The sequence below is a fragment of the Arthrobacter sp. 05T45 genome (assembly GCF_056395875.1).
Genome location: NZ_JBFTKI010000004.1, coordinates 1 through 14,396, shown reverse-complemented (window position 1 = coordinate 14,396; position 14,396 = coordinate 1). Strand labels below are relative to the sequence as shown.

Annotated in this window: 9 protein-coding genes and 1 pseudogene; 6 read left to right on the top strand and 4 right to left on the bottom strand. The window is 61.7% G+C overall.

The genetic code is table 11. The features are described from left to right. Positions 1-76: 76 nt before the first annotated feature. From AC1DGD_RS06190 to AC1DGD_RS06165, 6 genes and pseudogenes are all read left to right on the top strand, one after another. A pseudogene (locus AC1DGD_RS06190) lies at positions 77-675 on the top strand (LLM class flavin-dependent oxidoreductase); the annotation flags it as partial. Positions 676-873: 198 nt separating this feature from the next. Beyond that, complete coding sequence (locus AC1DGD_RS06185; protein WP_476856234.1) at positions 874-1,440, top strand: recombinase family protein; 567 nt, start codon at positions 874-876, stop codon at positions 1,438-1,440. Positions 1,441-1,958: 518 nt separating this feature from the next. Then, positions 1,959-3,233: an ROK family protein gene (locus AC1DGD_RS06180; RefSeq protein ID WP_476856233.1), complete on the top strand. Its 1,275-nt coding sequence runs from the start codon at positions 1,959-1,961 to the stop codon at positions 3,231-3,233. 83 nt (positions 3,234-3,316) lie between these two features. Next, a complete protein-coding gene (locus tag AC1DGD_RS06175) occupies positions 3,317-5,185 on the top strand; it encodes a glycoside hydrolase family 3 protein (RefSeq protein WP_476850994.1) in 1,869 nt (622 codons plus the stop codon). Positions 5,186-5,632: 447 nt separating this feature from the next. Further along, the gene (locus AC1DGD_RS06170; protein WP_476850993.1) at positions 5,633-5,776 is read left to right on the top strand and encodes a hypothetical protein; all 144 of its coding nucleotides are present in this window, start codon (positions 5,633-5,635) and stop codon (positions 5,774-5,776) included. A gap of 950 nt (positions 5,777-6,726) precedes the next feature. Then, positions 6,727-8,277, top strand: coding sequence for an MFS transporter (locus AC1DGD_RS06165; protein WP_476850992.1), 1,551 nt, complete (start codon positions 6,727-6,729; stop codon positions 8,275-8,277). 246 nt (positions 8,278-8,523) lie between these two features. On the opposite strand, the gene AC1DGD_RS06160 is transcribed toward AC1DGD_RS06165, so the two are convergent. The 4 genes from AC1DGD_RS06160 to AC1DGD_RS06145 all read right to left on the bottom strand — a co-directional run. Continuing rightward, positions 8,524-9,786, bottom strand: a complete 1,263-nt coding sequence (locus AC1DGD_RS06160) for an ROK family protein (RefSeq protein ID WP_476850991.1) — start codon at positions 9,784-9,786, stop codon at positions 8,524-8,526. A gap of 439 nt (positions 9,787-10,225) precedes the next feature. Next, a complete protein-coding gene (locus AC1DGD_RS06155) occupies positions 10,226-11,755 on the bottom strand; it encodes a family 43 glycosylhydrolase (protein ID WP_476850990.1) in 1,530 nt (509 codons plus the stop codon). A gap of 346 nt (positions 11,756-12,101) precedes the next feature. Beyond that, entirely contained in the window at positions 12,102-13,526 is a 1,425-nt protein-coding gene (locus tag AC1DGD_RS06150) for a carboxylesterase/lipase family protein (RefSeq protein ID WP_476851105.1), read from the bottom strand. A 27-nt stretch (positions 13,527-13,553) separates the two neighbouring features. Next, a partial coding sequence (locus tag AC1DGD_RS06145; protein WP_476856232.1) for a sugar phosphate isomerase/epimerase family protein occupies positions 13,554-14,396 on the bottom strand: 843 nt, incomplete at its 5' end.

Genomic DNA, 14,396 nt, shown 5'->3' with positions numbered 1-14,396 from the left:
GGGTTCGGCCCATTCCAGCGTTGCGACGATGTGTCCTTCGTTGGGAAGTGCTTCTTGTTCGGCGGGGAAGTTTGTCGTAGGCGTGGGAGAACCGATGCACTACGACACGGTGAAGCACGAGCTGTACCCGGATTCCTCGGAGCTGGAGGACTTCAGCTACGCCTGCGCAGATCGGCTTGCGCGTCTGATCGCCGGGGAACGGTACGGGACTTTTCCGGCCGGTATCGTGTGGTCGAGGAATTCTCCAACCGCGTCGAGCCGCGCTCCCCCGGTCTTCGGGGCCGCCTTTGGTACGGGGCGGCCAGCAGGAAGTCGGCGACTGTGCCTTCCGTGAGGCCGCCGCAACGTCATCACAAGCGCATGGATCGGCCCGTGTTTCGCAGGGCTTGGTGGTGATCCCAACCGATTCGGCGTCACCGGGTCAGCGGAAGAAGTACCAGCGGTACGTCGATGAGCGCACTCCCCGCACCCGGGCCCCGCAGGGGCCAAACGGCATGCTGTTCGCCCCGGATCTCATCGGCAGCAGCGGTGAAATCGCCGAGCAGCGACGCACACTCAGGATTCCAGGAAGTCGACGAGGTGGCCTTCGCGCTGCCCTTCAGCTTTGACCAAGAAGACATCCAGATCCTTACCGACATCGCCGACAGATTGGGTCCCGTCCTGGGATGGAATCCGGCCTACAGCCTTTGTGGGCGGGGTCAGAGACGCATTCTTCTCTGCCCCGGCACCGGAAGTGCCGGAGAATCTAGTCCACTGGTCAAGAGTTCCGTCCAGTTGGAGCACACCCCAAACTGACGTCGGGCTTGTTTGTCTTGACTTCCTTCCGGAACGGGCCTAGAACTCAACCTGACAGGATGAGGGTCGGAGGCGCCGGTGACGGGACAGCGGATCGGGTACGTGCGGGTGAGCACGCTGGACCAGAACGAGAAACGCCAGCTCGAAGGCCAGGTTCTGGACCGGGTTTTCACGGACAAGGCCTCCGGCAGGGACACAGTCCGGCCACAACTCACGGAACTGTTGCGGTTCGCCCGCGATGGGGACATCGTGGTTGTGCACAGCATGGACCGTCTCGCCCGGAACCTCGATGACTTACGTGCCCTGGTCCAGGGCCTGACCCGCAAAGGGGTGCGGGTGGAGTTCGTCAAAGAGAGCCTGGTCTTCACCGGGGAGGACTCCCCCATGGCGAACCTCATGCTTTCCGTGATGGGGGCCTTCGCTGAATTCGAACGCTCACTCATCAGGGAACGCCAACGGGAAGGCATCGCCCTGGCCCAGCAGCGCGGCGCCTACAAAGGGCGGAAAAAGACCCTCACACCGGAACGGGCAGCCGAGCTGGTCCAGCGCGCCGGCAGCGGTGTCCCCAAGTCCGTCCTCGCGCGCGACTACGGCATCAGCCGGGAGACCGTCTACCAGTACCTGCGCCAAGCCAGACCTTCATGAAGCTCTCCCCCGCCGACACATCGTTCCGCCATTGCGGCAACCTCGCCAGGTTGACGGAATCTTCATTATCGGCTCTTAAACCACGGGAGTAGATGTAGCTGCGAGACCCCCGTTCCTTGACGAAATCGGGCGTTTCCTCAGGTGAGGCAGCTGTTGCGGCGATGACGACGGAACCATCCGGCGTGCGTGCAGACGCAGGTCGGTCACTCGTACTCTTCGACCATCGGCCTCCACGCATCGGTATCGTCGGACTTCAAGCAGAAACAGTGCGGCAGATGATCACATGCCGCGTCGCCACCCTAGAAGACCCAGATGCCTGAACACCGCCGGATCGGCTACCGCTGGAACCTGCGTGCCCTCATGGCAACACTCCCTAGGGCCTGTTTTCCATGATGACACTTTTGTTCTCAACGCGCATTAGTATTCCTGATACGCATATCTCTCTCCACTGATGCCTGACATACGCTTGTGCTGCCTACGCGCACCTCCCCCAAAAGACTTCCAAGAGCAGAGGATCCATGCAGAACCCTTTGAGTCAGGACACGGCCGTACTGTGGCCTGCCGATCCGGACGTTTCCCACAGTGCCATGCTGCTGGACCTGATCCGGCGCGGTGCGTCCAAAACGCGTCCGCAGCTGGTGGCAGACAGCGGACTGGGCCGGAAGGCCGTTACGCAGCGCGTGGCGCAACTGCTGGAGGTTGGCCTTCTTGAAGAAACGGGACTGGCTCCGTCGGGTGGGGGCCGACAGCCCCAAACGCTTTCGGTAAACCCGAGGGCTGGTACCGTACTGGCCGCATTAATCGGTTCGACCGAACTGACCGTGGCCTCCGTTGATGCGGCAGGGGCGATAACGGGTACCGAGCAGGAGGCGTGGCGACTCGAAAAAGGACCTGAGCAAACCATGCAGCGCCTCGCGTCCCTGATGCGCCGTCGAATTCGCTCTTCTTCACATCGGCCATGGGCGGTGGCCATTGGAGTGCCCGGACCGGTGGAATTCAGCACCGGGCGGATCATAGCTCCGTCAGTAATGCCGGGGTGGGACGGGTTCAATCCCCGAATGTGGCTGCGAAGCATTATCGACGCACCCGTGTGGGTCGATAACCACGTGCACCTCATGGCATTGGCCGAGTGGAACGCAGGCGGTGGTTCCCGGCGGGACATGCTCTTCGTGGAGGTTGGAGTGGATGTAGGAGCGGGTGTCATTTCAGGCGGGCGCGTGCTCCGCGGTGACCGTGGAGGGGCGGGCGCAATCGGGCACATCCGAGTAACGGAGGACCCCGGCGCGCAGTGCCGGTGCGGCCTTACCGGATGCCTGGAAGCCGTTGCCGGAGGATGGGCCGTCCTAGCACGCGTCGCCGCGGCAGATTCGGTGGCGCCGCCGGGCTCATCTAAAAACCCGATAACTCCAACGCTGGAGGAACTTGGCCTGCGGGCGCGCGCCGGTGACGAAACAGTCCTGAAGGTCCTTCGCGATGCCTCCAACTCGCTGGGAGGCGTCATCGCCGACCTGGTCAACTTCGTGAACCCCGGCGAAGTCGTCCTCGGAGGGGGCATTCTTCGCACAGGAGGGCAGATTCTTGAGGAGTTCACCGCCATGATCAAACGGCGCGGGACTCCGCTGTCCACCGAACAGCTCACGGTGCGTGCCTCTGCCCTGCCATACGACTACGGGCTCTCAGGTGCAGGCAGGCTTGCCCTCGATGGCGTGCTGCAACCCGAAGCCTTGGCGCGGTGGCTTCCGGCTGGAAGCCCGGGGGCCCGTGCCGCCGAGTTGCAAGCTCTTCTAGCTTAGGCATTTGTGCTTCGCGCACATAAGTCCTGCTAAGCTGATGTGGAGATCGCAGATAGGCGATTCATGATCTGACAGGACTTCCTATGCGCACCCCCAACCTCCTTTCCCCCGACGGAACGCCGTACCGCGACCTGAACGGCAACGGGGTAATGGATCCCTATGAGGATCCGCGGCTTCCGGTTGAAAAGCGCGTCTCTGACCTGCTGGGGCGATTGAGCCTTGACGAGAAGATTGGGCTGCTGTTCCACACGGTGATTCATGTCGGGGAGCCAGGGGATCACGACGACCCAGGGCATGTGGGAACAGGCTCTGCCCGTGATTTGGTCCACGGCAAGTTCATGAATCACTTCAATGTGACCCACCTGAGGTCGGCACGCGACACTGCGCGCTGGCACAACGCGCTGCAGGAACTGGCCGAGCAAACCCCGCACGGAATCCCGGTGACCATTTCCAGTGATCCGCGCCACGGGTTCTCCCAAACGGAGGGAATGGCACAAGCGGCCGGAGACCTGTCACAATGGCCCGAAACCCTCGGCCTTGCCGCCATCGGCGACCCGGGCCTGTTCGAACACCTTGGAGAAATCGTCCGGCGCGAGTACCGCGCAATCGGTATATCCACCGCAATCCATCCCCAGATCGATCTGGCAACCGACCCCCGGTGGTCACGTCAGCTGCAGACGTTCGGGCAGGACCCGCAACAGGTCAGCGCATTCGTTCAAGCCTTCCTGCGCGGATTGCAGGGAGAGAAACTGGGCCCGCACAGCGTTGCCGCCATCGCCAAACATTTCCCCGGCGGAGGTCCCCAAAAAGACGGCGAGGACCCGCACTTCCCCTACGGCCGCGAGCAGGTCTACCCGGGCGGCAGATTCGACGACCACCTCCAACCCTTTGTCGCAGCAATTGAGTCAGGCGTATGCTCCATCATGCCCTACTACGGGATGCCCATAGCCCTTACATGGGAGGGCATCCCGGTCGAAGAAGTGGCCTTCGGCTTCAATCGCACCATGATCACCACACTCCTACGCGAACGACTGAAATTCGACGGAGTCGTGGTCACAGACTGGGCGATCCTCACCGATATCGAAGTCGGCGGACTGCCCTGGCCAGCAAAGGCGTGGGGCGTCGAACACCTCGACCGCGCAGAGCGCGCCGAGCTCGCCCTCCATGCCGGAGTCGACCAGTTCGGCGGGGAAACTGCCGTGGAGGTGCTCCAGTCACTCGTTAAAGCGGGACGACTGACCGAAGCGCGCATCGACGAATCGGCCCGTCGCATCCTGGACGTCAAATTCCAGCTAGGGCTCTTTGATGACCCCTATGTCGACGAAGAGAACGTGGCGCTGGCCGTCGGCGCTGCAGATGCCATCGCCGCCGGGCATCAAGCGCAGGCCCGATCGGTCACAGTACTTGCCAATGACGCTTCCCTGCCCCTGCTCCCAGGCACGAGAACGTTCCTTGACGGTGTCGGCGTGACCGCCGCAGCTGACGCCGGACTTGTCGCGGTAAGCGCACCGGAAGAAGCCGACGTTGCCCTCGTAAGGGTCAACACGCCATACGAGCCACGTTCAACTTACTTCCTCGAAGCCGGCGCCCATCAAGGCAGCCTCGACTTCCCGGCCGAAACGGTCACCCGCATCGCAGAACTAGCCGCAAAAGTACCCGTCATCCTCATCGTTCATTTGGAACGTGCCGCGATTCTTACACCGCTCGTAGACCACTGCGCAGCGATCGTCGGTGAATACGGTGCCTCCGATAAAGCAGTTCTGGATGCTCTGACCGGCCGCATCGAACCGGTGGGACGACTTCCGTTCGAGCTGCCCAGCTCAATGGAAGAAGTAAGAGCGAGCCATCCCGACGTAGGATCCGACACTGCAAACCCCCTGTTTCCCGTCGGCGCCGGGCTTTCGCTGAAACCTCAACCGACCACCGTTCAATCCAGTGAGTCCATGGCTTAGAACTTCCGGAGCACGCCCGGCTGGTGGATCACACCCCAGATTGACGCCCCTCGGCCGGCCGTGGAACTCCTTGCAGGACCAGCGCTAGCAATCAACGCTATGTGCGGTCGGGTGGAAGCTTCCGCTGTACCAGACGAGAACTGTAAGCAGGCCGTGGGATCTGGCAGAAACCACGTAAACGGCAATTCCGTGCGTACTCGCCGGTCAACCTATTGAAGGAGGACTTGTGTCCTGCAATTTGTATGAAGCGGAAGCCAGCGCTTCCTTCCCGCTAACGGGCGGCGGCCTGTTCCCACGCGCGGAGCTTCCTCTTTCCCTTGAAGTCATCGCTTTGGAGGAGCCCCAGAGCGGAGACGAGTGCCTAACCGTGCCATCAGCAGACTCATACCCCCTAAGTCGGGACGAGTAGGTACCCGATGCCCCGCCCGAGCGCGACACCCGCCAGTAGTGACCCGTGAGGGTAAGAACCTGCGCGGACGGTTTCTGGAAGTCGTTCTCGGAACCATCGGCAAGAGCGTCCTCGTGAAGGCGTTCCACCACACCGTGAAGGAGATCGAGGCCCGCGCTAAGTCCCACAAGGAGGCCGCGTAAGCGGCGGCCCGAACCATCCGCTTCGACATGGATGAAACGCCGACACAACCAGACAGAGCACCCCCTTTACACCTGCCTGATACCGCTGCCACCCTCATCACTCCCCGGCCCGAAGCCTGGCGCCTACCCGGGCTTCAGCGGGAAAACGAGAGGCCTGAACTCCTTCTCGATGGGCGCCTCATCCCGTCTTATGACCTCAGTATTCAATTCCTAAGAGTCACCTACGAACCCGGGACCGAGTCCTGCCCAACCAACATGACGCATAACGCCCGAATGCTTGCGCGGACAGCGCATAGGACTCGAAGGGGTACCGTCAGCGGCACACTTCGGCTGTCGCAGCTGGACATCAGGACAGAGATGGAACAGGCCGGGCGCGACATCGCAGAAGGGAACACGGTCAGCGGCGATGACTGCCGCCGAGGTGACCGAGGAATCATCCAACGACCAAGAGCCATGGAAAGTCGACGTCACCACCCCTGCAGTACCTCCGCCAGGTCACACAGGCCTGAACCTCTCCCCCGCCAGGCAGGCCGCTCACGCTGCAGCTGAAACCCGCCAGCTTTACGAAATCGCTGCGATAGCAGCGATTATGACAAGCGGAGGATCCTATTGCAGAATCTGCAGATTAGATCCGTTGATACGCATCCCCCGGTTTCGGCTGCCTGGACGCTGAAGTCCGCGCCGTTACGGGGATCCGGGCCTGTTCGGCGCCGCGCCGGGCAACAGCACGGCCCGTGGAATGGTCGACGGGTCTGAGGTACCCCCTAGGCGGATAATTCCGCGGATTTCCGGGCCCGCTGACTTGCCCGCCAGCGTTCTCTTCGCATAGTATTCCTGACATTCGTCTTGGCCGACCCTCTGTCGGCGCGGTTGTGCCGCCTCCCGTGGTTCGGTGGCACGATCCGGGCTGGAAACCCAAGGACCTTTCTGAACTCTCGAAAGGACCCGTCATGTCCGCTTCCACTCCATCACCTGGCCGTTCGCTCGCGCTGGGCCCCGGCACACCGCCCCTCTCTTCCACCCGCCTACGGCTGCTGATCGCGGCGCTGCTAGCTGTATCATTCCTCGGTGCACTCGACCACACCATCGTTTCGACATCGCTTGCTACTGTCGCCGGTGAACTAGGAGCCCTTGAGCGAATGAGCTGGGTCGTCGTGGGCTACACGCTCGCCAGCACGGTGCTTGTGCCCATCCTCGGCGGGCTGGGTGACCGAACCGGACCGCGACGAGTGTTCCTCATTGCCCTTGCCGCCTTTGTCGTATCTTCATTTGCGTGCGGCCTCGCACACGACATGATGCAACTCGTAAGTGCGCGAGTCCTCCAAGGGATGAGCGCTGCTGGCCTGCAACTCATGTCTCAAACGATTGTTGCGGAAGTCACGACCGCACGACAACGCCCGCGATATCTTTCTCTCATTGGCTCCGCGTTCCCCGTCGCAATCCTCATCGGGCCGCTTCTGGGGGGCCTGATCACGGACCACTGGGGCTGGCAGTGGGTGTTCTGGATTAACGTCCCCGCGGGGCTCGCCGCACTCCTCCTGGCAGTGATCGCCGTCCCCCACATTCAACCGGTCGGGGGGCGGCCATTCGATCTGATCGGCGCTCTACTGCTCACGGTCGTCCTAGTGTCGGTCGTTGTCGCCGTAGCATGGTTCAGCACAGCAGAGCTATCAGCTTGGATCGCCATCGGAGTGGGCGCCGTTGCGCTGGGCGGGCTCGTCGTCGTAGAGCGTGGCCAGGGAACGCCCATCATCCCTGTGCACATGTTTCACGATCGCACCTTCGCTGCAGGGGTAGGCCTGTCGGCGGTCATGGGGGCGGGCCTCATCTCCGCCACAGCCTACCTACCCACCTATTTTCAAATGGCGTACGGCGTAAGCGCGACGCTCTCAGGTCTGGTACCCATCGCCACCGTTTTTGGAATGCTGGTGAGTAACCTCCTGACAGGGTGGATCGTGTCCCGGACAGGTCGGTACCGCGCCTTTCCCATCGTTGGCACAGCCATGGGAGCGCTGGGACTTGGGACAATGTCCGTTCTCCCGGAGGGCGCACCGCTGTGGTTGCCAGCGGCAATCATGGCTTTTGTTGGACTTGGCACCGGGGCATTCATGAGCTTGGCGGTCGCAATTGTGCAAAGCGCTGCGCCTCGCAGTGAACTCGGTGCTTCGACCGCAATCGCGGGCCTTAGCGGCCAGATCGGCTCGACCATCGGGTCAGCCGTCGTCGGCGGCGTCGTCGGATTTGGCGTCGCGGCGCTCCTTCCAGACGGACTTGACGCCCGTACCCTTACACCAGCATCAGTTCACGCTGCCGATTTTGCCGTGCAGTCCGCGATCGCGACCATATATCACAACGTTTTCTCGCCGGTCTTCCTCGCGTTGGCGGGAGTTTATGTCCTAGGGTTGGTTGCAGCGTTGATGCTGCCCAATGGAAGCCTTTCCGACGAACCTGTGGCCACTGGCATCGAACCTGCCGATGTGGCAATGCAAGCAAAGGTCTGAAATGCCTGGCGGATTGCCCGTGTTTTCGCACGGCGTTCCTTCGGTGGACGCTATTGATGATTCTCATGCCACCACCTAATTTGCGCACGGCTGCAACCTTTCGGTCTAATCTGCTAACTACGCAGCCAGCGCTTCACTGCGCTAAAGCCGTAAAATTCTCGCCCTCAGAGTTGATACGGCGCATGCCAGGAAAGTCTGCTGCACAGCCCGTGATTGAAGACAAGAGATGCGCTGATCGATGCAGGACTAAGCTGTGGCTTTTACTCCTTCTGGGGACGGCCGGCCGTGGGCGAACCAGCGTGGGAAGGTTACGTCGAAGAGTTGCTCGCGGGCCAGTTCGACTCCGCCCCGTAAAGGTTCTCGTTCGTCATTGGCGGACTGGAGGACGATGAGGTCGCGCGTGGCCAGCGGAAGAGATAGTTCGTAGATTCTCTGCCGGACTTCAGAAAGGAAGACTTCCCCAGCAGAGGCCATCACGCCGCCTATGACGATGACTCCGGGGTTGAACATATTCACCAGGGTCGATATGGCTTCTCCTGCCACCTGTGCCGATTTCCGGATGAGGGCGATTGCCAGCGGGTCCCCTTCTGCCGCGGCCAAGGTAATGTCCTCAGGTATCAAGGGCGCTTTTCCGGCCCTGCTGGCCAGTGGGCCTTGTGCTCCATGCCCGATCGCCGACTCTGCGTCGCGCACCAACGCCCATCCGCCGGCAACCGCTTCCAGGCAGCCGATCTTCCCGCAGCGGCATTGGGCATCAGAGCCTGCGACTCTGACATGCCCGATGTCGCCGGCAGCACCGTTTGCCCCGCGATGCATTCGTCCCTCGGACAACAGTCCGGCGCCCATACCCAACCCGATTTTGCAGTAGATCAAGTCCGTAGGCACCTCCCGGCGGCGGGCGCCTTCACCCAGCGCCAGGAGATTCACGTCATTGTCCACCCAAACGGGTGCATCGTATCGCTCCTCGAAGGGTGTGCGGACGTCGAAATCGTTCCATCCTGGCATGATGGCCGGTGCCACAGGCCGTCCGGTGGAGAAGTCCACGGGTCCGGGAAGCCCCACCACAACGCTCCACACGGGTTGTTTGTTCCCCTTCTCCAGCAGGTCGTCCACCATCGACATCACGATGTCAATGGTTTCCCCTGGCCCACGGGAAATGTCCCAGTTACGGTGCATGTGCTCCAGGATGTCGCCGTCCAGCCCGGCAATGCCCACCCTGACGTGCAGGGCTCCCAGAGCACAAACGACAATAAGTCCCTGTTCAGCGCGAAATCGGAGCTTCCGAGGTTGGCGGCCACCGGAAGAGGCTCCGAATTCACCGTCGGCCAAGAGGCCCATCTTGATTGCCTGATCCACACGCTGGGAAACCACGCCGCGGCCAAGGCCAGTCACTTTGCCGATTTCCGGACGGGTGGTCGCCTCACCAGTGCGGACCATGTTGACGATCCGCAGCAGGCTCGTCACTTCATCCGTTTGGGCTCCGAAGCGGAGCGTGGACTCTGTCGTCATGCTTGAACACTCTTCCACAGCAGCGAGGACCAAGTAGGGGAACCTGTGATGTCGGGACCCACCCCATTCATGAATGGTCGAAAAAATAATGCCATAGTGAACAAATGCCTTCCGCCGGATTTGCAAACACAAAAAATGGATCAAAGCAGTGAGTGAGGCGAGCAAGGAGATCTTCGGGTGGGACTAGGAAAAGCCCCAAAAGCTTCCGTGGGTGCCGAAGCAATCACGGCGTGTTGCCGTGCAGAGATCCCTACCCGCTGCCGAGGAAGCCTAAAAGGGAACGATGGATAGGCTCTACGACGTAGCTACCGGCGCCGGGCGACACCGCGTTTGGATTGGAGCGCAATATCGTTGCTACGGACGTGCGCCGCACTTATTGTCCTGACCGCCGCCTGGTTCGGTCGACCTGCCAGCGCTACTCGCCCTAATATAGCTCAGCCTAAAAGGCACGGTAGGTGAAGTTCCTGAACCTCACCGCTCCCGCGCCGGTTGCGAACAGCGCTGGGCGCAGGCTGAGGAGCTCGTCGGCGGTGTTGGTGTTGTAGCCGGCAACGTTGAAACGCAGCCCATGTCTGGTCCACTCGGTCCCGTCGGTGCTGTAGTACTGGGTGACGATGTGATTGTCGTTGACTATGCGCAGGTGCACCGTTTGAGAAGCCGGCGCTGGTTCCCGCCAGTACGGGATAGCCCTTCCGGCCCGGAAGCTGGTCATGTGGGTACCGTCGTGGCCCATTCCGCAGAAGAGGCGGTCGCTGTAGTACAGCAACAGCCCGCCTTGGGCGCCGTCCCGAAGTTCCATCTCCACGCTGATCTCGTAGCTCCGGTCGCCCACGATGCAGGTCAGCGGTGAGCTGTCCGATGGGCTCGCTCCCCGCGCTTGCAGAACCAGCCCCTCATCAAAGGACACACGGAGATACTCGTCCTTGGCCGGGGCGTGGAACGACCACTGGACACCAAAACGCTCTGTGGAAAAATCGTCGGACAACGGCGAGCCGTGGGTCCGATCGGTTGCCAGGGCTGCGGGGGGGAGGGGCGCGGGCAGAGCGGTCGAGAGGTCTCCTCCGGCTGCTCGGGGCCACCCGTCGTCCTCCCACTCAATGGGTTCCAGCAGCGTCTGCCGGCCCAGCGTCGCAAACCCGTTTTCGTAGCCATGATAAATGCTCCACCATTGACCGTTCGGACCCTCGAACAAGGTGGCATGGCCCTTGCTCCACCATGGCTCATCCGCGTCCCAGGTCCTGATGATGGGGTTGCGGGGGCAATCCTCCCACGGCCCGTTCACGGAGCGGGAGCGGGCGACTGTGACCATGTGCCCGGTGGGTGGACCCGAGGTGCCGCCCACCGCCGTCGTAAGGTAGAACCATTCCCCACGACGGGTCAACTTGGGCCCTTCCAGCGCGTAGGCCTCCGTGACCCACTCGTCGGGGTAGCGCCAGCCGTCGTAGACGTGCTCCACCGGTCCGTTTGTGGCTAGTCCGTCGGCAGTGAGCCGTACGCGGCTGACGCCGCTGAGGAACAGGTAGCGGTTGCCGTCCTCTCCGATAACGTGCCCCGGATCGATATGCCCTTCGATGCCCAAGCTGACGGGCTCGCTCCATGGTCCTGCCATGTTCTCGGCATGGATTACGTAGATCAGCACAGGGGCAGTGGGATCCGGCGATACGGCGGTGGGAATGATCGGTATGTAGATGAAGAACCTGTCACCGACCTTGCACATGTCAACCGCGAAGACGTTGCCAATCGGCGTAGGCAGGGCCGACCCAAGGGGTTGCCAGTTCAGCAGGTCCCGCGAGTGCCAGATGATGAGCCCTGGGGTGGATTCGAAGGATGAGAAGGTCACATAGTAGTCATCCCCATCGCGCAGGATTGCGGGGTCCGGGTGGTCTCCCGCGAAGACCGGATTGAGGTAGGTTCCGTCTCCGAGGTCCGCGCGGCGCTGACCTTCCAGTCCCCCTGCGCGTGCTGCCAAGACCTTCCCTCCTGGCATGTGGGCGGTTGGGTTTTCCATAGAATAATCCCTTCGTTGTTGCCGGACTTCCGGACGATTTAGAATTCCGCGGCCATGTCCGTCCAACCCATCGCGCAGGATGGGCTCCGGGCGGATGGTCTCAGATGAAAACGCGGGCTGTTGTATAAGGGTTTACGGTGGTAACGCCGGATGTTCGGTCAAAGATCGTGATTGGTCCGGTGACGGATTTTTGGAGGCCAGCCTAATGACTCCACACGGTGACCGATGTGCGGGCCCACTGTCAGGTTCTTGGTGACTAGGCGCAATCAGCCGGGCTGAAGTGGGTCTTACCGTGGCCTCTACTCGGTCAAATGAAGACGCGGGCCGTTTCATACGGGTCTTCGAGCGTGACCCCGGATTCGCGGTCAAAGATCATGACTGGGCCGGTCCCTGTGATGGGGTTCCACCCGGGGTTGCCCGTCGCACAAAACGTGGCAATGCAGGAGTGCATACATGCGGCAAGCTCCGCGGGAGGCTCGTTCCCAAGTACCTCTCGAACTCCAATGGATTCCAATCTGTTGAAGGCGAACGGCAGGTCGATGCAATGTCCGGCGAATCCTGTAGGTGCTTCCCACTGAAATTGGTATGCCCAGACCGGTGACTTGGATTGTGCCGCCATCCGCGGTATGACGTGACGAAACAGTGAGTCGTTCAAATATGCTTCTGCCAACCAGGAGACAGACGGTGCATTTGATGCTTCCAAGTACGCGTCGGTGATGGCTGGTTTGGCTCCAAGCTTGTCAAGCGCTGTCTGGGGCTTCATAAGGTTCACATCCGCGGCCACGCCTCTGATAAAGCCGGAAAATTCGTCCCGAGTAGCGCCAATCAGCGTGGGAACGTCGTTAGGGACCGATTTGTCCAGCCCCTCTTCAACGGGTCCGTACTCACGTGAATTCGCGATGAAACTTGCTACCGCCATGGCTCGCTCCACAGGGGTTCCGTCCCCGGCGGGTAGTGGACTTAGCTGGGCATCGAGCAGTGCCTCTTCAGAAACCGAAGCGAACCCGCGTTTTGACACCCCAATACCCAGCCTCTCAGCAACCCGGTCAGTTGTTTCCATTGCCGATTCCGGACTCACTGACATAGACGAGCCCGACATGATTAGCGCCTGTGAGAACAGCCCCACGGCATCATGTCTTTTCATGAGTGCCAGTACTGCTCCACCGCCTGCGGATTGACCTCCAACGGTGACGCGGCGCGGGTCTCCCCCGAATGCCGTGATGTTGCTTTGCACCCATTGCAGCGCCGCGATGCAGTCAAGCATGCCCCGGTTGAGTGGTGCATCCGGCAACCAGCCAAAACCTTCGAAACCCAGCCGGTAGGAGATAGTCACGACTATGACTCCACTGCGGTTGAAGGCTGCGCCGTCGTACCAAGGACTAGCGGGGCTGCCCGCGATGAAGCCGCCTCCGTGAATCCATACCAGGACGGGAAGTCCTGACCCCGGGCCGGCCACCTCAAAAGGACCTGGCGCGAATACATTGAGGTTGAGGATGTCTGGGCCAAGGATCGATGGTTCAGGAATTGTTGTCACCGGGCCCAGCCCGCGCCGCTGAGGTGTTGGTCCGTACTCCAATGCGTCACGTACTCCACCCCAAGCCGTCGGAGGCACAGGTGCCTCAAAGCGCAAGTCGTTCACTGGCGGCTGAGCATATGGAATATTAAGGAAAGCCGCAGAACCCGCGCGCCAACGTCCGCGGACCCTTCCTTCGGCTGTCTGAACAATGGGCATATCGGATATCACGATCTGGTTCCTGTCTTAGCTGCCGAAAGCGGCGTCAAAGCTGGTCTGGGACGCGGGGAAGTCAAACTTCTTGAGGTTGGCGAGGGCTTCGGGGGCGCCGTGGAGCCGGTCCATGCCGGCGTCTTCCCATTCGATCGAGAGGGGGCCGTCGTAGCCGATGGCTGCCAGTGCGCGGAATGAGGATTCCCAGGGCACGTCGCCGCGGCCGGCAGAGACGAAGTCCCAGCCGCGGCGCGGGTCGCCCCAGGGCAGGTGCGAGCCCAACACGGTGTTCCGGCCGGTGGGGCGCAGCTTCGTGTCCTTGCAGTCCACGTGGTAGATCCTGTCCTTGAAGTCCCAGATGAAGGAGACGGGGTCGATGCCCTGCCACATGAAGTGCGACGGGTCCCAGTTCAGGCCGAAGGCCTCCCGGTGCCCGATCGCCTCGAGGGTGCGGACGGTGGTCCAGTAGTCGTAGGCGATCTCGGAGGGGTGGACCTCGTGCGCGAAGCGGACACCGCACTGGTCGAAGACGTCCAGGATGGGGTTCCAGCGGTCGGCGAAGTCCTGGTAGCCGGCCTCGATGACCTTCTCCGGCACGGGCGGGAACATCGCGACGTACTGCCAGATCGAGGACCCGGTGAACCCGACCACGGTGTCGACGCCGAGGGCCTTGGCGAGCCGGGCGGTGTGTTTCATTTCCTCGGCCGCGCGTTGGCGGACGCCTTCGGGCTCGCCGTCGCCCCAGACCCTGGCCCCGACGATCGCCTCGTGCCGGAAGTCGATCGGGTCATCGCACACCGCCTGGCCCTTGAGGTGGTTGGAGATGGCCCAGACCTTGAGGTTGTACTTCTCCAGCACGGCCAGCTTGGACTCGAC